At 76.7% G+C, this 19,234-nt stretch carries 18 protein-coding genes, 2 tRNA genes and 1 other RNA gene; 3 read left to right on the top strand and 18 right to left on the bottom strand.

Translation table 11 applies throughout. The features are described 5' to 3' along the window. Positions 1-109: 109 nt before the first annotated feature. The 16 genes from recR to ffs form a co-directional block, all read right to left on the bottom strand. Entirely contained in the window at positions 110-709 is a 600-nt protein-coding gene (gene recR, locus ACI8AB_RS17520; protein WP_387987503.1) for a recombination mediator RecR, read from the bottom strand. Positions 710-746: 37 nt separating this feature from the next. Continuing rightward, positions 747-1,088, bottom strand: coding sequence for a YbaB/EbfC family nucleoid-associated protein (locus ACI8AB_RS17515; protein WP_387987505.1), 342 nt, complete (start codon positions 1,086-1,088; stop codon positions 747-749). 59 nt (positions 1,089-1,147) lie between these two features. Continuing rightward, the gene (locus tag ACI8AB_RS17510) at positions 1,148-3,478 is read right to left on the bottom strand and encodes a DNA polymerase III subunit gamma and tau (RefSeq protein WP_456951161.1); all 2,331 of its coding nucleotides are present in this window, start codon (positions 3,476-3,478) and stop codon (positions 1,148-1,150) included. 69 nt (positions 3,479-3,547) lie between these two features. Further along, entirely contained in the window at positions 3,548-4,519 is a 972-nt protein-coding gene (locus ACI8AB_RS17505; protein ID WP_456951160.1) for a sugar kinase, read from the bottom strand. After that, complete coding sequence (locus tag ACI8AB_RS17500) at positions 4,516-5,175, bottom strand: bifunctional 4-hydroxy-2-oxoglutarate aldolase/2-dehydro-3-deoxy-phosphogluconate aldolase (RefSeq protein WP_456951159.1); 660 nt, start codon at positions 5,173-5,175, stop codon at positions 4,516-4,518. The genes ACI8AB_RS17505 and ACI8AB_RS17500 overlap by 4 nt, the downstream gene beginning before the upstream one ends. Next, a complete protein-coding gene (locus tag ACI8AB_RS17495) occupies positions 5,172-6,320 on the bottom strand; it encodes a pyridoxal phosphate-dependent aminotransferase (RefSeq protein ID WP_456951158.1) in 1,149 nt (382 codons plus the stop codon). Before ACI8AB_RS17495 ends, ACI8AB_RS17500 begins: the two co-directional genes overlap by 4 nt. A gap of 29 nt (positions 6,321-6,349) precedes the next feature. Then, positions 6,350-7,234: an amidohydrolase family protein gene (locus ACI8AB_RS17490; RefSeq protein WP_456951157.1), complete on the bottom strand. Its 885-nt coding sequence runs from the start codon at positions 7,232-7,234 to the stop codon at positions 6,350-6,352. Continuing rightward, entirely contained in the window at positions 7,231-8,208 is a 978-nt protein-coding gene (locus ACI8AB_RS17485; protein ID WP_456951156.1) for an ABC transporter permease, read from the bottom strand. The genes ACI8AB_RS17490 and ACI8AB_RS17485 overlap by 4 nt, the downstream gene beginning before the upstream one ends. Next, positions 8,205-9,722, bottom strand: coding sequence for a sugar ABC transporter ATP-binding protein (locus tag ACI8AB_RS17480; protein WP_456951155.1), 1,518 nt, complete (start codon positions 9,720-9,722; stop codon positions 8,205-8,207). Before ACI8AB_RS17480 ends, ACI8AB_RS17485 begins: the two co-directional genes overlap by 4 nt. Positions 9,723-9,726: 4 nt before the next feature. Next, the gene (locus tag ACI8AB_RS17475) at positions 9,727-10,929 is read right to left on the bottom strand and encodes a substrate-binding domain-containing protein (RefSeq protein WP_456951154.1); all 1,203 of its coding nucleotides are present in this window, start codon (positions 10,927-10,929) and stop codon (positions 9,727-9,729) included. Continuing rightward, positions 10,926-11,966 carry an ABC transporter permease gene (locus tag ACI8AB_RS17470; RefSeq protein ID WP_456951153.1) on the bottom strand — a complete coding sequence of 347 codons (1,041 nt, stop codon included), beginning with the start codon at positions 11,964-11,966 and terminating at the stop codon, positions 10,926-10,928. The genes ACI8AB_RS17475 and ACI8AB_RS17470 overlap by 4 nt, the downstream gene beginning before the upstream one ends. Beyond that, positions 11,963-13,237 (bottom strand): M20 family metallopeptidase, encoded by a 1,275-nt coding sequence (locus tag ACI8AB_RS17465; protein WP_456951152.1) that lies wholly within the window; start codon positions 13,235-13,237, stop codon positions 11,963-11,965. The genes ACI8AB_RS17470 and ACI8AB_RS17465 overlap by 4 nt, the downstream gene beginning before the upstream one ends. Continuing rightward, positions 13,201-13,671, bottom strand: coding sequence for a pyridoxamine 5'-phosphate oxidase family protein (locus tag ACI8AB_RS17460; protein ID WP_387988425.1), 471 nt, complete (start codon positions 13,669-13,671; stop codon positions 13,201-13,203). Before ACI8AB_RS17460 ends, ACI8AB_RS17465 begins: the two co-directional genes overlap by 37 nt. Next, positions 13,668-14,528 (bottom strand): IclR family transcriptional regulator, encoded by an 861-nt coding sequence (locus tag ACI8AB_RS17455; RefSeq protein WP_456951151.1) that lies wholly within the window; start codon positions 14,526-14,528, stop codon positions 13,668-13,670. Before ACI8AB_RS17455 ends, ACI8AB_RS17460 begins: the two co-directional genes overlap by 4 nt. Before the next feature lie 123 nt (positions 14,529-14,651). Next, complete coding sequence (locus ACI8AB_RS17450; RefSeq protein ID WP_456951150.1) at positions 14,652-15,323, bottom strand: YceI family protein; 672 nt, start codon at positions 15,321-15,323, stop codon at positions 14,652-14,654. A 93-nt stretch (positions 15,324-15,416) separates the two neighbouring features. Next, an RNA gene (gene ffs / locus ACI8AB_RS17445) (signal recognition particle sRNA small type) lies at positions 15,417-15,512 on the bottom strand. 189 nt (positions 15,513-15,701) lie between these two features. Between ffs and ACI8AB_RS17440 the strand changes: the two genes are divergently transcribed. Beyond that, positions 15,702-16,643: a DMT family transporter gene (locus ACI8AB_RS17440; RefSeq protein WP_456951149.1), complete on the top strand. Its 942-nt coding sequence runs from the start codon at positions 15,702-15,704 to the stop codon at positions 16,641-16,643. 59 nt (positions 16,644-16,702) lie between these two features. Here ACI8AB_RS17440 and ACI8AB_RS17435 read toward each other — a convergent pair. After that, positions 16,703-16,787, bottom strand: a tRNA-Ser gene (locus ACI8AB_RS17435). A 156-nt stretch (positions 16,788-16,943) separates the two neighbouring features. Between ACI8AB_RS17435 and ACI8AB_RS17430 the strand changes: the two genes are divergently transcribed. Then, the gene (locus tag ACI8AB_RS17430) at positions 16,944-17,291 is read left to right on the top strand and encodes a hypothetical protein (RefSeq protein WP_387988429.1); all 348 of its coding nucleotides are present in this window, start codon (positions 16,944-16,946) and stop codon (positions 17,289-17,291) included. Positions 17,292-17,334: 43 nt separating this feature from the next. Then, positions 17,335-19,029: a protein kinase domain-containing protein gene (locus ACI8AB_RS17425; RefSeq protein WP_456951148.1), complete on the top strand. Its 1,695-nt coding sequence runs from the start codon at positions 17,335-17,337 to the stop codon at positions 19,027-19,029. Between the two features lie 114 nt (positions 19,030-19,143). Here ACI8AB_RS17425 and ACI8AB_RS17420 read toward each other — a convergent pair. After that, positions 19,144-19,231: transfer RNA gene (locus ACI8AB_RS17420), tRNA-Ser, on the bottom strand. Positions 19,232-19,234: the final 3 nt, after the last annotated feature.

Here is a 19,234-nt window from a genome sequence, read left to right as displayed (position 1 = left end):
GCGTCGGACCCTAGGTCTCCCGGGGAGCGCTCCCCGAGCCGTCGGCTCCCATCGACACCATCCTGTGACCTCGCTGGACGGCGCCTGTGGCCCGAGGGGGGTGCAGGTGCTACGCGTCGATGCGGCGGCGGCCCTCGAACGCGCGGCCCAGGGTGATCTCGTCGGCGTACTCGAGGTCGCCGCCGACGGGGAGCCCGCTGGCCAGGCGGGAGACGGTGAGGCCCAGGGGGCCGACCAGCCGGGCCAGGTAGGCCGCGGTGGCCTCGCCCTCGAGGTTGGGGTCGGTGGCGATGATCAGCTCGGTGACGGTGCCGTCCATGAGCCGGGTCATGAGCTCCTTGACCCGCAGGTCGTCGGGGCCGACGCCCTCGATCGGGCTGATCGCGCCGCCGAGGACGTGGTAGCGGCCGCGGAACTCGCGGGTGCGCTCGATGGCGACGACGTCCTTGGGCTCCTCGACGACGCAGATGACGTCGTCGGAGCGGCGCGGGTCCTTGCAGATCCGGCACTGCTCGCCCTCGGCGACGTTGTAACAGGTCACGCAGAAGCGGACCTCGGCCTGCACGCGCTGCAGCGCGGCGACCAGCCGGCCGACGTCGGCGGACTCGGCGGCGAGCAGGTGGAAGGCGATGCGCTGCGCGCTCTTGGGCCCGACGCCGGGCAGGCGGCCGAGCTCGTCGATGAGGTCCTGGACGGCCCCCTCGTACACGGTGCTCCTCGGGGAGAAGGGAGAGGTGGTGCGCCGGTCAGGCGCCGGGCAGCCCGGGGAAGCCGCCGCCCAGACCACCGGCCAGGGGGCCCATGCGGTCGGCGGTCAGCTCGCTCGCCAGGCGCGAGGCGTCGCGGACGGCGGCGACGACGAGGTCCTGCAGGGTCTCCACGTCGTCGGGGTCGACGGCCGACGGCGCGATGGTGACCGCCCGCAGCTCGCCGTCGCCGGTCATCGTGGCCGTGACCAGGCCGCCGCCGGCCGAGCCGGTGACCTCCTCGTTCGCCAGCTGCTCCTGCGCGGCGGCCAGCGCCTGCTGCATCTGCTGGGCCTGCTGCAGGATCGCGGACAGGTCGGGCTGGCCACCACCGGGGAACATGACCCGAGGGTAGGCCGCCGGTCCGACATCCGGGGGGACGGCGGCCGGGACCGGCGCGGTCAGCCCTCCAGCGGCTGGGCGCCGAGCTGGGCGCGCAGCAGCGCGAGCGCCGCCTGCTCGGGGTCGACGGAGGGCTCGCGGTCGGCGGCGGGGTCGTCGCCCTCGGCCGCCCGCTGCGCCATGAGCTCGCGCGCCTCGGCGGCCTCCGCCGCCCGGGCCGCCTCGCGCGCGGCCTCCGGGGACGGGCCGGCGGGACCCGAGCCGCGGGTCGCGCCCTCGACGACCGCCTCGACCTTCCAGCGCACGCCGAGCAGCTCGTTGAGCGCCTCGCGCAGCACGTCCTTGTTGAGGTCGTCGCCGATCCGGCGGGCCAGCGCGGGTGACGACGTCGACAGCGTGAGCACGCCGTTGCGCAGCTCGTGCACCTGCGCGTTCTTGAGCAGCGCCTCGGTGGTGCGCTTGTGCCGCTTGACGACGGCGAGCAGCTCGGGCCACACCCGGCGGACGTCGCCGGTGCCCAGCCCGCCCTCGCCGGCGTCCCCGGCCTGGTCGGCGGGCGGGTTCGCGGACACCACCGGGGTCGGCTCCCCGCCGCGCGGGGCGGGCGCGGACCCGGCGGCGGCCCGCGGGGGCGCGGCCGGCGGGCGCGGCTCGGCCACCCGGACCGCCGCGGCGCGCGCGGCGTCGGGCTGGGCCGGGTGCGGCCAGTCCTCGTCGTCGGTCGGCTCGGGCGGCAGCGGGATGTCGGGTTCCCCGGTGGCCACCCGCGCGCCGGGCCGGGGGCCGGCCGGGGCGGGCGCCGGGCGGGACGGCGCCGACCCGGGCGGCGTGGTCTCGGGCCAGTCGTCGGCCGCGGCTGCCGGGGAGGACGCCGCCGGGGACGCCGCGGCCGGGGCACCGGCGCCGGGCGCCCGGGTCTCCGGCCAGTCGTCGGCAGCCGCCGCCGGGGAGGCCGCGGCGGGCGCCGGGCTCGGCAGCGGACCCGCGGCCGCCGGGGCGGGCGGGGCCGCGGGCGGCGCGGCGGGAGGCGCCGCGGGCGCGGGCGGCTCGGGCGCGGCCGGGGGCTGCGCGGCCCGCTGCGAGGGGCGGACGTACTCGCGCCGCGGCGGGCCGCCGTGCCCGACCGGCGCCGGCGCCGGCTCCTCGCGGACCGGCGCGGGGCGCGCGGCCTCGCGGACGGGCGCCACGGGCGCGACACCGGCACCGGCACCGGCCTCCGGCACGCCGCCGATCGCCAGCCGCCGCTCGAGGCGCTCGAGCCGCTGCAGCGCGCCCGCGGCGGTGTCGTCGGTGGCCGGCAGCAGCATCCGCGCGCAGACCAGCTCCAGCAGCAGCCGCGGCGCGGTCGTGCCGCGCATCTCGGTCAGCCCGGCGTGCACCGTGTCGGCCAGGCGCGACAGCGTCGCCGACCCCAGCGCCTTGGCCTGCTGCACCATCAGGTCCAGCCGGTCGGGCGGGCAGTCGAGCAGGCCGTTGGCGCCGGCGTCGGGCACGGCGTCGAGGACGATGAGGTCGCGCAGCCGGTCGAGCAGGTCGGTGGCGAAGCGGCGCGGGTCGTGCCCGGCCTCCACGACGCGGTCGACGGCCCGGAACACACCCGGCGCGTCCTGCGCGGCCAGCGCGTCGACGGCCTCGTCGAGCAGCGCGTCGTCGGTGACGCCGAGCAGCCCGACGGCGCCGGCGTAGGTGACGCCCTCGGGCCCGGCGCCGGCCAGCAGCTGGTCGAGGATCGACAGCGAGTCGCGCACCGAGCCGCCGCCGGCCCGCACGACCAGCGGGAACACCGTCGGCTCGACCTGCACGCCCTCGGCGGCACAGGTCTTCTCCAGCAGCCCGCGCAGCGTCGTCGGCGGCACCAGCCGGAACGGGTAGTGGTGCGTGCGCGAGCGGATCGTCGGCAGCACCTTGTCCGGCTCGGTCGTCGCGAAGACGAAGACCAGGAACTCCGGCGGCTCCTCGACCACCTTGAGCAGGGCGTTGAAGCCCTGCGTGGTCACCATGTGCGCCTCGTCGACGATGTAGACCTTGTAGCGGCTGTTCACCGGCGCGAAGAAGGCGCGCTCCCGCAGGTCGCGGGCGTCGTCGACACCGCCGTGGCTGGCCGCGTCGATCTCGATGACGTCGAGCGAGCCCGGGCCGTCGGGAGCCAGCGCGACGCAGGACGCGCACACCCCGCACGGGGTCGACGTCGGCCCCTGCTCGCAGTTGAGCGAGCGGGCCAGGATCCGCGCCGACGACGTCTTGCCGCAGCCGCGCGGGCCGCTGAACAGGTAGGCGTGGTTGATCCGGCCGCCGTCGACGGCGTTGACCAGCGGGGTGGTCACGTGCTCCTGGCCGACCACCTCGGCGAAGGTCGCCGGGCGGTACTTCCGGTAGAGCGCCAGAGCCACGCGGCGAGGTTACGCGGCACCGCGGACAGCCCGGCGGACCTCGGGTCCCCCGGTCCCCGCGGGCCGCGCTCAGCGCACGACGGTGTCCGGGTCGGCGTCCAGGAGCGCGAGGTCGGCGCGCGACGGCAGCCCCTCCCAGTCGCCGGGCACCGTCACCGCGAACGCCCCCGCCGAGGTCGCCAGCGCCAGCCGCTCCTCCGGCGGCAGCCGCAGGCACAGGCCGCCGAGGTAGCCCGCGCCGAACGCGTCCCCGGCCCCCACCGGGTCCACGACGTCGACCTGGCGGGCCGGGACGCGGTGGACCACGCCGTCAACGCTCGACAGCGAGCCCGCGGCCCCCTTCTTCAGCAGGACCTGCCGGGGCCCCAGGGCACCCAGCGCGGCGAGCAGCGTCCGGTCGTCCGGGCCCTCGACGAGCAGGCGGGCCTCCTCCTCGGTCGCCAGGACGACGTCCGCGGCGCGCACCAGCTCGTGCAGCACCGGCCCGGCCTCGGCCGGGGACCACAGCGCGCTGCGGTAGTTGAGGTCCACCGACACCGGCACGCCGGCCGACCGGGCCTCCTCCACGGCCGCGAGGACCGCCTGCCGCGCGGAGGCGCTGAGGGCCGGCGTGATCCCGGTGACGTGCAGGACGCCGGCCGCGGCGACGACCGCGGGGTCGACGTCGTCCGGGGACAGCCGGGAGCCGGCGCTGCCGGAGCGGTAGTAGAGGACGCGGGTGGCCCGCGCGGTCCGCCGCTCCTTGACCATCAGCCCGGTCGGGGCGCCGGGGTCGACGACGGCGGTCGTGGTGACGCCCTGCCCGCGCAGCGTCGTGGCGACCAGGCGGCCGAACTCGTCGTCCCCGACCCGGCCGATCCAGGTGGCCGGCACGCCCAGCCGCACCGCGCCCACGGCCAGGTTGGACTCGGCGCCGGCGATCCCCAGCCGCAGCACGGGCGCGTGCCGCAGCAGGCCGACCTCCGGCGGCCACAGCAGCGCCATGGTCTCCCCCAGCGTGACGACGCCGCGGACGACGGCCGGCTCCCCCGCCGCGCTCACGCGCCGGACCGCCCCCGGGCCACCGCGTCGAGCGCGGCGCGGGCCCGGCCGGCCAGCCCGGCCAGCTCCGCGTCGTCCTCGAGCGCCCGGCCCAGCAGCGGGCCGCCCATCCCGACGGCGACCGCGCCCGCCTGCAGGTAGCCGGGCACGTCCTCGACGCCGACGCCGCCGGTGGGCACCAGCAGGACGTCGTCGAGGGGGCCGCGCACCTCGCGCAGGTACCGCGGGCCGCCGGCCGACCCCGCCGGGAAGACCTTCACCGCGGTCGCCCCCAGGTCCCAGGCGCGGGCGATCTCCGTGGGCGTGAGCGCGCCGGGGTACCAGGCCAGTCCGCGCTCGGCGGCGCGCCGCCCGACCGCCTCGTCGGTGTTCGGGGCGACGACGAAGACGGCGCCGGCGTCGGCGGCGCGGTCCACCTCCTCGGGCCGGCGCACCGTGCCGACGCCGATCTCGGTCCCCGCGCCGGCGTCGGCGGTCAGCCGGCCGACCACGTCCAGGGCGCCCGGGGTGTTCATCGTGACCTCGAGGCAGCGGACGCCGGCGTCGAGGAGCACCTCGCACGCGGCGGCCAGCCGCTCCCCGGACCGGCCGCGCAGGATGGCGACCAGACCGCTCCCGGTGAGCACCGGCCCGGGCTGCAGGCGGGCGCCGGTCACCGCGCCGCACCCATCCGCCGGATGCCCTCCAGCAGGTCGTCGGTGTCCGTGGCCAGCGACAGCCGCACCCACCCCTCCCCGAGCGGCCCGAACGTGGTGCCCGGCGCCACGGCGACGGAGTCCCGGCGCAGCAGCTCCAGGGACCACGCCCCCACGTCCCCGCCGCTGCGGTCCCGGACGTCGACCCACAGGTAGAAGGCCCCCTCGGGGCGCAGGTACCCCAGCCCGCAGGCGCCGAGCGCCTCGACGGCGAGGTCGCGCCGCTGCCGGTAGGTCTCCCGCATCGCGACGACGTCGTCCTGCGGGCCGCGCAGCGCGGCCAGCGCCGCGGCCTGGGCGGGGGCGTTGACGCAGGCCAGCAGCGGCTCCTGCAGCTTGGCCGCCTGCCGGGCGACGTCCTCCCCGGGGCTGACCAGGTAGCCGACGCGCAGCCCGGTCATCGCGTAGGTCTTGGAGAAGCTGAAGGCGCTCAGCACGCGGCCGTCCCGGTCGAACCGGCCGGGGCTGACGTGCGGCCGGTCGAAGGTCAGCGCGTCGTAGCACTCGTCGGAGAGCAGCCAGAGGTCGTGGTCCTCGGCGAAGCGGACCAGCGCCTCGACGTCGGCGGCCGGGAGCACCGTGCCGAGCGGGTTGGACGGGGTGTTGACCACGATCAGGCGGGTGCGGTCGGTGACCAGGCCGGCCAGCTCGCCGGGGTCGGGGCGGAAGCCGTTCTCCGGCCGCAGGGGGTAGCGCACCGGGACCGCCTGCAGCAGCTGCACCGCCATGGCGTAGTTCGGCCAGCCCGGGTCGGGGATCAGCACCTCGTCGCCGGCGCCGATCGTCAGGGACAGCGCGTTGTGCAGCGCCTGCGCCCCGCCCGCGGAGACGACCACCTGCGCGGGCGTCGCCGGGAAGCCGTTGACCGTGCTGACCTTCTCCGCGATCGCCTGCCGCAGCGGGTCGATCCCGGCGTTCGGGACGTAGTGCGTCTCCCCGGCGGCGTACGCCGCCCGGGCCGCCTCGACGACGTGCGCCGGCGAGGGGAAGCTCGGCTCCCCCACGTGCAGGCCGATCACCGGGCCGGGCAGGCTCCACGCGAGGTCCATCACCTGTCGGATGCCGGAGCGCGGCATGGTCTCCGCCCCCGTGGCCAGGCTGGGCATGGGTCGGTCGTCTCCTCGTCGGGGTCGGTTCAGGCCGCGGCGGCGGCCAGGCGGGGGAACAGCGAGCGGGCGGTGCCGCCGGTCACGCGGGCCGCCTCCCGCTCGGTCAGGCCGGGCAGCGCGGACGCCACGAGCCCGACGAGGGTGTCGTACCCCGGGACGTCACTGGGCCACGGGTGGTCCGAGCCCCACAGCAGACGGTCGGCGCCGTAGGCGGCGGCCAGCCGGCGCGTGACCGGGAACAGGTCGGCGTACGGCGGCTCCTCGGCCGAGAGCGCGTACTGGCCCGAGACGAGCACGTGCACCCGCGGCGCGTCGGCCAGCCGCAGCAGCCGCTGGACCAGCGGCTCGGGCAGCGGGTCGTCGAACCGGGGCCGGCGGTGCTCGTCCACCCACATGTCGTGGGGGCAGAAGCCGAGGTGGTTGAGGACGACGACGAGGTCGGGCAGCAGCCGCACGAGCTCCTCGAGCAACGGCAGCTGCGGCGGCGGCAGGTAGCTCCACAGCGGCAGCCCCTCCTCCGCCATCAGCCGGAGCACCGGCAGGGCCGGGGAGTCCGCGACGGGCCGGGACGGGTCGCCGAGCCAGCCGGTGCGCAGGGCGCCGAGGTCCCAGCGCTCGCGCCGCCGGCGCAGCGCCGCGACGGGGTCGGCGCCGGTGGTCCCCAGCTCGGCCCCCGTGGCGACGGCGACGCCGGCGAACCGGGTGGGGAACCGGTCGAGGGCGTCGGCGACGTCGTCGTCGACGGCGTCCAGGGCGACGAGCACCGCCGCGTCCACGCCCGCGGCGTCCATCCGGGCGAGCAGGTCCTCGGCGGGCGCCTCCCGGTCCGCCGGGGCCAGCTCGTCGACGCCCCGCGGGGAGACGGCGGCGGAGCGGAAGACGTGCGCGTGCCCGTCGACCACGCCGCTCATCGCCGGGTCCGGGTCACGAACACCGCCGCCGCCGCGAGGATCACGACGCCGCGGATGAGGTCGGTGAGCGTCGCCGGCAGCTGGAGCAGGGTGACCGAGCTGCTGACCAGCGACAGCAGGACCACACCGCCCATCGTGCCGACCAGGCTGCCGCGGCCGCCCAGCAGCGACGTGCCGCCGAGGACGACGACGGTGATGGCCGACAGCTCCAGGCCCTGCCCGGCGGTGGGCGACCCGACGGTGGCCCGCGCGGCCAGCAGGACGCCGGCCAGGGCGGCCAGGACGCCGGCCAGGACGTAGGCGGTGACCAGGACCCGCGCCACCGGGACGCCGTTGGACCGGGCCGCCGCCTGGTCCCCGCCGACCGCGAACAGCTGCCGCCCGAACGCCGTCCGGTGCAGGACGAACGCGACGACGGCGAGGGCCAGCAGCAGCACGCCGAAGGAGTAGGGCACCGGGCCGATCCGCTGCAGCGCGATCGTCGACAGCGCGGTGGTGACCCGGCCGGTGGGCGTCGTGCTGATCGTGAAGGCCGCGCCCTGGATGAGGTAGAGCGTGGCGAGGGTGACGATGAACGGCGGCAGCCCCACCCGGGCGACGAGCACCCCGTGCAGGAGACCGACCAGCGCCCCGAGCAGGAGCATCCCGACGACGACGGGCACCGTGCGGATCGGGTAGCCGTTGATCAGGATCGCCGTCAGCAGGGCCGACAGCGTGGCGAGGGAGCCGACCGCCAGGTCGATCCCGCCGCTGAGCACGACGAGGTGCTGGCCGAGCGCCGCCAGCCCCAGGACCACGGTGGCCGTGAGGACGTTCGCGACGTTGGCCGGTGCCCAGAAACCGCCGGCGTCGGCGACGGTGAGGGCCAGCACCGCGACCAGGACGACGATCCAGACCGCCGCCCCGGTGCGGGTGAGGCTCGCGAGCAGGGAGCCGCGCGTGCGGGCGGGGGCGACCCCGGCCGCGGCGCTCACCGGGTCACCCCCGCGGTGTCCAGGGCGAGGTGCATGACGTTCTCCTCGGTGACGTCCTCGCCGGCCAGCTCACCGGCGACGCCCCCCGCGCGGCAGACCAGGACGCGGTGGGACAGCCCGAGGACCTCGGGGAGGTCGCTGGAGACCACGACCACCGCCATCCCCTCGGCCGCGAGGCCGGCGATCAGCCGGTAGATCTCCGCCTTGGCGCCGACGTCGACGCCGCGGGTGGGCTCGTCGAGCAGCAGCACGCGCGGCCCCCGCCGCAGCCACTTGGCCAGCACGATCTTCTGCTGGTTCCCGCCGGAGAGCTGCCAGGTGCCCTGTTCCGGCCCGGACGCCCGGATGCCCAGGCGGGCCTGCTCCTCCTCGAACACCGCCCGCTCGCGGCGGGCGGAGAGGAAGCCGCCGCGCAGGACCTGCCCCAGCGCGGCCAGCGTGGTGTTGGCGCGCACCGGCAGCGGCAGGACCAGCCCGTCGGTCTTGCGCTCCTCCGGCACCAGGGCGACGCCGGCGGCGATGGCGCGGCGGGTGCCGGTGGGCACCGGGCGCCCGGCCACCTCGACCGTGCCCGCGGCCCGGCGGTGCTCCCCCGCGATGGTCCGCAGGAGCCGGCTGCGCCCGGAGCCGACCATGCCGGCCACGCCGACGACCTCGCCGGCCCGCACGTCGAGGTCCAGCGGCGCGGGCGTCCGGGAGCTGCTGACGGGGACCAGGCCGCGCACCCGGAGCACCGTCTCCGCGCCCGGCTCGGGCAGCGGCGGGAAGACGGCGTCGACGTCGCGGCCGACCATCTCGCGGATGATCCGCGGCACGTCGTAGTCCGACGCCGGCCCGGTGGAGACGACCCGCCCGTCGCGCAGCACGGTCACGTCGTCGGCGAGGTCGGTGACCTCCTCCAGCAGGTGGCTGATGTAGACCACCGCCACGCCGTCGGCGGCCAGCCCGCGGACGACGCCGAACAGCGCCTCCAGCTTGTCGCCGGAGAGCACCGCGGACGGCTCGTCCAGCACGATCACCCGGCTCTTCCGCACCAGCGCGCGGGCGATCTCGACCATCTGCTGGTTGGCCAGTGACAGGTCCTCGGCCCGGGTGCGGGGGTCGAGGTCGGCGAGCCCGACGCGGGCCAGCGCGGCCCGGACCTCGCGGTCCTGGGTCGGGCGGTCGAGCAGGCCCCGCGCGGTCCGCTCCTGGCCGAGCATCACGTTGTCGGCGACGCTCATGGCCGGGAGCACGGTCAGTTCCTGGTAGACGGCGCTGATCCCGGCCGCCATGGCCTGCCGGGGGTCGGTGAACCGGACCGGCTCGCCGTCGAGCAGCAGCTCACCCTCGTCGGGGACCTGGTTGCCGGTGAGGATCCGGACGAGCGTGGACTTGCCGGCCCCGTTCTCACCGACGAGGGCGTGGACCCGACCGGGCCGACACGAGAGGTCGGCCCGGTCGAGCGCCCGCACCCCGGGGAAGGACTTGGTCAGCCCCCGGGCCTGCAGGACGGCCGTCGTGGAGGACGCCATCGGCTCAGCACAGCCCCAGTTCGCGCAGCTGCTCGTCCGGCAGGCCGGAGGGGACGAACAGGTTGTCGCTGCACTCGGGCCGCACGTACTGGTCGATCTGCTCGTGCGTGAAGCTCGGGCTCTCGATGTAGACCTTGTCGAGGACCGGCTCGCCCTCGAGCACCGACATCGCCGTGTCCAGGCACTGGGTGCTCTGCTCGGGCGGGAAGGACGACAGCGCGAACCTGACGTCGGTGCCCTGGACCGCCTTGAGGAACGCGTTGATCGCGTCACCGGTCATCGGCGGCACGGGGCGCCCCGCCTCCTGGTAGGCCTGGACGACGCCCAGGTCGCCGTAGCCGGAGTCCGACCAGATGCCGTCCAGCTCGGGGTACTGGGTCACGAGGTTGGCGGCCACCGTCTTGGCCACCGTCGGCGACCACTCGGTGTACTGCTCGGTGACGACCTCGATGCCCGGGTACCGCGAGAACACCTCGAGCGCCGCGGCCTTCTGGAACTCGGCGGTCGGGACACCGGCCAGCCCGCTGAGGACGGCCACCTGGCCCTCGCCGCCCAGCTGCTGCACCAGCCACTCGGCGTACATGGTGCCGAGCAGCTCGTACTGGCGCGTCACGGTGGACACCGCGCCGCTGTCCGCGCCGAGCCGGCCGGCGCAGAGGACCACCGGGATGCCCTGGGAGGCGGCCGCCTGGACCTGGCCGGTGATGCCGTCGCCCATGGGGACGACCACCATCGCGTCGGGGTCCTGCGAGGCCAGCTGCTGGATGTTGTCGACCTGGGCGGTGGCGTCGCCGTTGGCCGAGGCGTAGAGGACCTCGACGCCGAGCTCCTCGGCGTGGGCGCGGAAGGCCTCCTCGTTGGTCAGGCCCCAGGAGTTGGTCGGGCCCTGCGCGGCGAAGGCGATCCGGTAGGTGTCGCCGTTCTTGGGCTCGGCGGCCCACTCGGAGGTGTCGACCTCGCAGATCTCCTCCTCGACGGGCTCGAGCTCCTCGAGGCCGAGCTGCTCGGCCGCCGTGGTCCAGGCCTCCCGGTAGGTCGCCTGCGCCTCCTCCGAGTTGGCGCACTCCTCCCCTCCGCCCGCGCCCTCGCTCGCGGACGTGCCCTCCTGCTCCGTGCCGCAGGCCGCCACGAGCGCGGCCGCCATGCCGAGAGCCAGGGGCAGGCGCAGCCGACCCCCGCGGCGCGAGGTGCTGACGTGTGTCCTCATCGCACTCCATCCCTCTGCTTGTTCCGACGAGGGGACCGGACGGTCCACCCGCTGCTCTGGAGCCAGACGGCGAGCAGGATCACCGCGCCGCTCACCACCAGCTGCGCCCCCGCCCCGGCGCCGAGCTGCCGCAGCCAGGCGAGCAGCACGGCCAGGAGGACGACACCGGCGACCGTCTGGCCGATCCGGCCGCGTCCCCCGGTGAGGGCGATGCCACCGATCACCGCGGCGGCGACGGAGTTCAGGTCGAGGCTGCGGGACAGGCGCGCGTCGACGTAGCCGATGTAGCCGGCGTTGATCAGCCCGGCGAGGACCGCGAGCAGCGCCGCGGCGACGAAGCAGCCCACGACGATCCACCCGGTGCGCACCCCGGACAGCGCCGTCGCCCGGGCGTTCGCCCCGGTGGCGTAGAGCCGCCGCCCCAGGCCGGTGCGGGACAGCACGACCCCCGTCACCACCGCGACGGCGAGGAACACCCAGGTGGGGACGGGGACCCCGAGCCACCGGCCGGTCCCCAGCCCGCCGAGCCCGCCGGGGATGTCGCCGGAGGGGGCGCCCCGGGTCCACGCGGTGATGACGCCCTGGACCAGCACGAAGGTGGCGAAGGTGGCGACGAACGCCGGCACCTGCCGCCGCACGACGAGCAGCCCGTTGAGCAGCCCGACGACCGCGCCGGCGCCGAGGGCGAGCAGGACGGCGCCGAGCAGCCGGTCGTCGTCGCCCTGCGTGTACTCGGCGAGGATCACCGTGGTCAGCCCGACGACGGCGCCGATCGACAGGTCGATGCCCCCGACCAGCAGCACCAGGGTCTGGCCGATCGCCGTCACGCCGATCAGGCCGACCTGGAACAGCACCAGCCGCAGCACCCCGCCGCTGTAGAAGCCCGGCGTCGTGACCGCCGCCAGCACCAGGACGACCGCGAGCCCGGCCAGGGGGGCCACCAGGGACAGGGCCCGGCGCAGCAGGTCCCGGCCGGCACCGGGGCCGGCCGCCGGCGTCCCCGCCGTGGTGCCCTGCGTCGGCGCGCCGGCGGTCACGACGTCCCCTCCCCGTCCCGCGCCGTGAAGGCCCGGGCCAGGTGCTCGTACAGGTCGACGGCCCGCCGGACGGCGGCGACCGAGACCCACTCGTCGGCCCCGTGCGCCCGGCGCAGCAGCCCCGGCCCGAGCGCCGGCAGGGTGGCGATCCCCTGGGCGGCGGCGAACCAGGTCGCGTCGGTGGTGCCGGGGAAGACCGACAACGGCGGCGCGGCGCCCAGCACCGCCTTGCACGCCTCCTGCGCGGCGCGGGCGACGGCGTGCCCCGCGGGCACGGCCGCCGGCGGCAGCCAGTCGTTGGGGGCGGCGTCGTACTCCACCGCGAGGTCGGCCCCGGTGTCGCCGGCCACCCGGGTGACCAGCCCGGTGAACGCCTCGGTCACCCCGCCGCGGTCCATCCCCGGCAGGAGCCGGACCTCGGTGTCGACGGCGACCCGGCCGGGCAGCACGCCGTAGCCGACGCCGCCGCGGAATGTCATGCCGGTGTTGACGGTGGCCGCCCAGCCCTCGAGCGCGTCGTCGTTGGCCGGCACCGCGAGCTCGAGGTCGTCGGCGACGGCGGTGACCAGGCGGGCGGCGTCGACCCCGGCGTTGCGCGTGCCCGGGACGCCGGACAGGCTCGAGTGGCCCTGCCGGCCGCGGGCGACCAGCCGCAGCCGGGCGATCCCGCGGCTGACCAGGTGCACCCGGTCGAAGTCGTCCTCGATCCCCCCGGGCTCGCCGATCACGACGGCGTCGGCGCCGAGCGGCTGGGTGGAGGCGACGTGGTGGGCGCCGTAGGTGGCGCCGTCCTCCTCGTCGGCGGTGAGGAGCAGGCTCAGCCGCCCTCGTCCGCCGGGGGCGCGCGCCAGCCGGGACGCGGCCACCAGCATGGCGGCGATCGCGCCCTTCATGTCGGCCGAGCCCAGCCCGTACAGCCGGTCGCCGTCGAGGTCGGCGCCGAGCGGGTCGACGGTCCAGGCGGCGTCCCCGACCGGCTTGGTGTCCAGGTGGCCGGACAGCACGAGGTGGCTGCCGCCGGGCCCGAGGTCCAGCGTCACCAGCAGGTTGGGACGTGCCGGGTCCAGCGCCAGCACCTCGGCGGCCGGGAGGCCGAGGGCCGGCAGCGCGTCCCGGACGACGCCGGCGACGGCGCGCTCGTCCCCCGGGGGGTTCGGGCTCGGCGTCCGCACCAGCGTCCGCGCGAGCTCGACGACGTCGAGGACGTCGCCGGCCGGTCCGTCCGCCGCCCCGGTCACTTGTACCGCCGCGCCCAGTCCTGCCCCTGCCACGTCTGGAACGTGACCGGGACGAGTCGGTAGAGCCAGCGCGGCTTGTCGAGCGTCGGCTCGAGGTACTTCGGGCCGTTCTCGCCCAGGTAGCGGGTGGACATGCGCTCGGCGACGGGCACCCACTGCCCGCCCACGTTGGGGCGCTCGACCAGCTCGGCGCGGCACTGGGCCACGACCTTCCGCTGGGCGCCCTCCTCGTCGACGGTGATCGCGCAGCGCGGCTCGGCCTCGAGGTAGCGGCCCCACGCCGCCTTCTCGCGGGGCACCACCCAGAACGCCTCGCCGTCCCACTCCTGCCAGCACGGCACCACGTAGGGCCAGCCCTGGTCGTCCAGGCAGGCCAGGCGGGCGATCCGCGGCTCGGCCAGGAACGCGGCGACCGCGTCCTCGTCGAGCTTGCCGACCTTGCCGCGCCAGCTCTCGTCCTCGCTCACGGGGTCCTCCTCTCGGCGCCCGGGGTCTCCGGGCCGCTGGTCAGGGCGCCGGCCGGGCCGTCCCCGGGCAGCGGGGCACCCAGCCGCCGGGACAGCTCCGTGGTCACCCGGAGCACGTCGGGCGCCAGGCGCTGCACGTCGTCGCTGGTGAAGCGGTAGGCGGGCGCGGACACCGACAGGCCCGCCACGACGGCGCCGGTGTGGTCGCGGACCGGGGCGGCGACGCAGCGCACGCCCTCCTCGTTCTCGATCTCGTCGATGGCGTAGCCGCGCTCCCGGATGCCGCGCACGTGCGCGAGCACCGCCGCCACCTCCGTGAGGGTGTTCTCGGTGCGCCGCTCCAGCGGGTCCGTCAGCAGCGCGAGCACCTGGTCGTCGTCCCGCCCGGCCAGCAGCACCTTGCCGATGCCGGTGGAGTGCAGGGGGTTGCGGGAGCCGGGCCGGGCGGCCGGGCGGACCGGCTTGGGGCTGTTCACCGCGGCGACGTAGAGCACCTGCCGGCCGTCCAGGACCCCGAGGAAGCAGGTCTCGCCGCTGATCTCGACCAGTTCCTCCATGAGCTCGGCGGCCTGCGAGCGCAGGTCCAGCCGGTCGAGGAAGGACTGGCCCCAGGCGGCGACGCGCGGGCCGAGCGTGTACGCGCCCTGGCCGTCCACGCGGAGCACCTCCGCCCGGCAGAGGACGTCGAGCAGCCGCAGCGCCGTGGGGCGCGGCAGGCCGCTGGCCTCGACCAGGTCGACCAGCCGCAGCGGGCGGTCGCTGTCGGCGACGTGCTCGACCAGCCACAGGCCCTTGACCAGGGCCTTGGCCGATCCGGCCGCAGAAGTGGACGCAGTGTCCAGTTCGGCTTTGGGCACGGGGTCCATTCTGTGGGGATCAGGTTCCCGCACAAGACCCGAGCGCGTGACGATCTCGTTTCCCGGCGCCTCGGCGCCTCCGGCACCGGGCGCGGGACCGGCTCGGCCCGCGCCCGGCGCGGCTCACGGGGTGAGCTTGAGCAGCAACTCGACCTGGCCGCGGTCCTCGACGCGGACGAAGCCCAGGTCCGGCGCCGAGATGCCGAAGTCGGCGAACACGACCGGGACCGCGCCGGAGGCCTCGACCCCGTCGGCGGTGCGGACGACGGCGAGGTCGGTCTGCACCTGGCGGGTCGTGCCGCGCAGCGTGAGGTCGCCGGTCACCGGCACGGTCACCGGGGTGCCGCCGAGTTCGGGCAGGTCGACGGGCCCGCGGACGGCGAAGGTCGCCGTCGGGTGGGTGCCGACGTCCATGACGTTGCCGCGGAAGTAGTCGTCGCGCCGGCCCGAGTCGGTGCTGATGCTCGCGACGTCGACGGTGACCTCGGCCGAGGCGATGTCCCCGCCCTGCACCACCACGGAGCCCGTGACCCGGTCGGTGGTGCCGGCGACGGTCACGTCGGCCCCGTTGAGCACCTCGTCGACGCGGTAGCCCGCCGAGGAGCCCGGGGCCACCGTCCACGTCCCGTCGGTGTCGGCGGCCAGCTCGACGTCGGAGGGCTGGGCCTGCACGGTCGGGGCCGCGGCGGCGTCCTCCTCGAGCGCGGCGTAGACCAGGGGACCGACGCCCAGGCCGAGGGCGAGGACCGCGACCGGTCCCCCGACGATCCACCACGCGCGACGGCGACGGGCCATGACGAGCTCCTCTCCTTGACGGTTCAAGGATGTTGGCGCACCGACCTGGGAGCCGGCTGTGAGCCGCGCCACGGAGCCCGACGTGTCGGGGAAAGAAGGGACCCCCCGCGCACCCGCCAGAGCCCGCTTATCCTTGCTGCCTTCCGGCCCTGGGGAGGTTCACGGGGTGACGCCACACGAGGGGTCTGCACCCACTGTAGAGGACGCCGCCCGCTAGCCTCACGGTCCATGGCCCCCCGGCGCGCCCTCGTCCTGCCCCCGCCCCGCTCCTGACCCGGAGCACCGCGGGCTGACCCGCGCGGCCGGCGCACCCGCCGTCCGCCGCTGCGCCGTGCTCCGGACCCGGCCCCCCGTCCGGAACCAGCGCCCAGGAGCGTCGTGTCCACCCTGCCCTCCCCCGCCCTCCCCTCCCCCGCGTCGAGCCGCGGGTTCCTCCTCGTCGTCCTCGCCGCGCTGTGCTGGGGCACCGCCGGCCTGTCCGGCCGGCTGATCGCCGACCGCAGCGACCTGTCCGCCCTCGACATCGCCTGGTACCGCCTCGCGATCGGTGCCGCCGCCCTCGCGGTCGCCTGGCTCGCCACCGCCCGCCGCCGCACCGCCGCCGTCCCCCTGACCCGGCCGGTCGCCGTCCGGCTCGCCCTCGTCGGCGCCGGGCTGGGCGCCTACCAGCTCGCCTTCTTCAGCGCCGTCGAGCGCGCCGGTGTGAGCATCGCCACGCTCGTCGCCCTCGGCCTCGCGCCGCTGCTGATCACCGTCGGCGGCACGCTGCTCGGCCACGGCCGGCCGAACCGGGCGACGCTCGTCGCGCTGACGGTGGCCCTGGTCGGGCTCACCCTGCTGGTCGGCGTCTCCGCCGGCGCCGACACCGGGACGACGGTGCTGCTCGGCGCCCTGATGGCCAGCGGCTCGGCGCTCGGCTACGCCGTCGTCACGCTGGCCGGGAGCGGCGTGCCGGCCGGCGTCCCGGTCACCCTCGCCGGCTTCGCCGGGGGCGCGCTGCTGCTGACCCCGGTGGTCCTGGCCGAGGGACTGTCGGTGCCCTCCGACGGCGCCGCGCTGGCCGTGCTGCTCTACCTGGGCCTGGTGCCGAGCGCGCTGGCCTACGGCCTGTTCTTCACCGGCGTGCGGACGGTGCCCGGCGCGGTGGCCTCGATCGTCACGCTGCTCGAGCCGCTCACCGCGACCGTCCTGGCCACCGCGTTCCTCGGGGAGCGGCTGGCGCCGGCCGCCGTCGCCGGTGGCCTGCTGCTGCTCGCCGCCGTGGCCGGGCTCTACGTCCGCCAGCTGCGGCGGAGCCCGGAGCCGGTGGCCGGGGCGTAGGCCCGGGCATGGACGGCGACGGGCTCCCGGCCGGTGGCCGGGAGCCCGTCGCGTGCCTGCGGAGGATGGGAGATTCGAACTCCCGAGGGGTTGCCCCCAACCCGCTTTCCAAGCGAGCGCCATAGGCCACTAGGCGAATCCTCCAGTGCACGCCGATGGTACCGGGCGCCGGGCCGCGGGTCAGCCGCCGCCCCGGCACGGGCGTGCCGCCCCGGGTGGTCCGCGCGGGCGGCACGGGGCAGGCTGGACCGGTCGCACACCGCACGGGCACCGCACGGGGGAACCGAGGAGGCAGGACGGATGAGCGAGCCGGATCAGGTCCGACCGGAGGTCGTGGAGGCCATCGTCGCCGTCCTGCACGGGGCCGACCCGTCAGGACTGCCGCCGTCGGCGACCGCGGAGGAGAAGGCGGCCGCCAAGGACCGCTACCTGTCGGAGTTCGCCGCCGAGCGCAGCAAGCGCGACCGCCAGGCCCAGGCGTGGGAGCTGCTGCTGACCCGCGGCTACGACGAGCCGCCGACGTGGGCGCGGCTGTTCGACGACCTGGCGCCCGACGCGGTCGAGCAGCTGGGCGAGCTCTACGACGTCCTGCCCGAGGGGGCGCAGGAGGAGTACGCGCGCCGCTACGGCGTCCCCAGCACGGTCTGAACCGGCCCGTGCCGGGCGCCCGCCCGCGGGGTAGGAGCCGCCCGTGACCTCGACCGTCCCCGGCCGCCTGGTGGCCGGCCGCTACCGCCTCCTGGAGCGGATCGGCGGCGGCGGCATGGGTGCGGTGTGGCTGGGGCGCGACGAGCTCCTCGACCGGCGGGTGGCGATCAAGCAGGTGCTGCTGCCGGCCGGCGCCGACCCGGAGACGACCGACCACCACCGCCAGCGGGCGCTGCGCGAGGGCCGGATCGCCGCGCGGCTCACCCACCCGCACGCCATCTCGGTCTACGACGTGGCGCTGGAGCAGGGCATCCCGTGGCTGGTCATGGAGTACCTGCCCTCCCGCAGCCTGGCCGTGGTGCTGGCCGAGGACGGGCCGCTGCGCACCGACCAGGTGGCGCAGGTCGGCGCCCAGCTGGCCGACGCGCTGGCCGCCGTCCACGCGGCCGGGATCGTCCACCGCGACGTCAAGCCGGCCAACGTGCTCATCGGGCGCGGCGACCGGGTCGAGGGCCTGGTCAAGATCACCGACTTCGGCATCTCGCACGCCAGCGGCGACGTCACCCTCACCCAGACCGGCCAGATCACCGGGACGCCGGCCTTCCTCGCCCCGGAGGTGGCACAGGGCGCCGGGATGACGCCGGCCAGCGACGTCTTCTCCCTGGGCGCCACCCTCTACACCTGCGTCGAGAGGCAGCCGCCGTTCGGCATGGACGACAACGCGCTCCGCCTGCTGCACCGGGTCGCCGGCGGGGAGATCCGCCCGCCCGCCCGCGCCGGGTCGCTGGAGCGGCCGCTGCTGCGGATGCTCGCCCGCGACCCCGCCGACCGGCCGGAGATGACCGAGGTCCGCGACGTGCTCGCCAAGCTGGCCGCCGGCCGCGACGGCGACACGACGACGGTGCTCCTGGCCCGCACCGACCTGCGGTCCTCCCGCGACCGGGACCGGACCGCCGCGGTGCCGGCGCCGGTGCCCCCGACCGACCCGGCGGCCCGCGCGGACCCGCCGACCGCCGTCCAGCCCGCGGCCGTCCCCGCCGGCCCGCCGACCCCCGGTCCCGGGACGGCCGCCCGCCCGGAGCCGGAGCCCGCCGCCCGGCCCGGACCGCCCCGGACCGGGCCGTCCGTCGGGCCCCGGCGCCGGCGCCGCCGTCCGCTGCTGGTGGCCGCGCTGGTCCTGCTCGTCGTGCTCGCCGCGTCGCTGGGCACCTGGCTGGCCGTGCGCGGCGACGGCGGGAGCCCGTCGGCCGACCCGGCACCGCAGACCTCGGCGGACCTGACGTCGCCGGGCACGGAGCCGGCTCCCGCGCCGGAGACCGGGTCCGCCGGGCAGCCGACGGAGGAGTCCACCCCGGAGCCGACGCAGGAGGCGACGCCGGCGGACGAGACGACGCCGGACGACGAGGCCGGGCCCGCGTCGGACGCGGAGGCCGAGGTGCGGCAGACCCTCGAGCAGTACTACGAGTACCTGCCCGGCGACCCCGAGAGCGCGTACGCGATGACCGGGCCGAGCCTGCGGTCGCGGGCGAGCTACGACTACTACCGGGACTTCTTCGGCCGCTGGGACGAGGTGTCGCTCGTCGACGTCCGGGACGTCGACGAGCAGGACGGCGGCCTCACCGCGACGAGCCGGGTGGAGTTCCGGCGGGGCGGCGAGCGCGTGGTGGAGACGCACGCGGTGACGTTCGTCCGCGGCGACGACGGGGAGCTGCTGGTCGACCTCGACGTCGTGGCCTGACCCGGGAGACGACGACCCGGGAGACGACGACCCGGGAGACCCTGACCCGGGAGACCCTGACCGGGAGACGACGACGGCGGCGCCCCGTCGCGGGGCGCCGCCGTCCGGTCCTGCTGGCGGTGGCGGTGGGATTTGAACCCACGGAGGCTTGCACCTCACACGCTTTCGAGGCGTGCTCCTTCGGCCGCTCGGACACGCCACCGCC

The organism is Geodermatophilus sp. SYSU D00698 (assembly GCF_054050335.1).
Note: the sequence above shows the minus strand (reverse complement) of the source record. Positions and strands in the feature narration are given on the sequence as shown.

Coding starts and splice junctions, on each gene's coding strand:
- ACI8AB_RS17515 (WP_387987505.1), bottom strand. CDS start 1,088: ATGTTCCCCGGTGGTGGCCAGCCCGACCTGTCCGCGATCCTGCAGCAG.
- ACI8AB_RS17495 (WP_456951158.1), bottom strand. CDS start 6,320: ATGCCCAGCCTGGCCACGGGGGCGGAGACCATGCCGCGCTCCGGCATC.
- ACI8AB_RS17490 (WP_456951157.1), bottom strand. CDS start 7,234: ATGAGCGGCGTGGTCGACGGGCACGCGCACGTCTTCCGCTCCGCCGCC.
- ACI8AB_RS17480 (WP_456951155.1), bottom strand. CDS start 9,722: ATGGCGTCCTCCACGACGGCCGTCCTGCAGGCCCGGGGGCTGACCAAG.
- ACI8AB_RS17475 (WP_456951154.1), bottom strand. CDS start 10,929: ATGAGGACACACGTCAGCACCTCGCGCCGCGGGGGTCGGCTGCGCCTG.
- ACI8AB_RS17450 (WP_456951150.1), bottom strand. CDS start 15,323: ATGGCCCGTCGCCGTCGCGCGTGGTGGATCGTCGGGGGACCGGTCGCG.
- ACI8AB_RS17430 (WP_387988429.1), top strand. CDS start 16,944: ATGAGCGAGCCGGATCAGGTCCGACCGGAGGTCGTGGAGGCCATCGTC.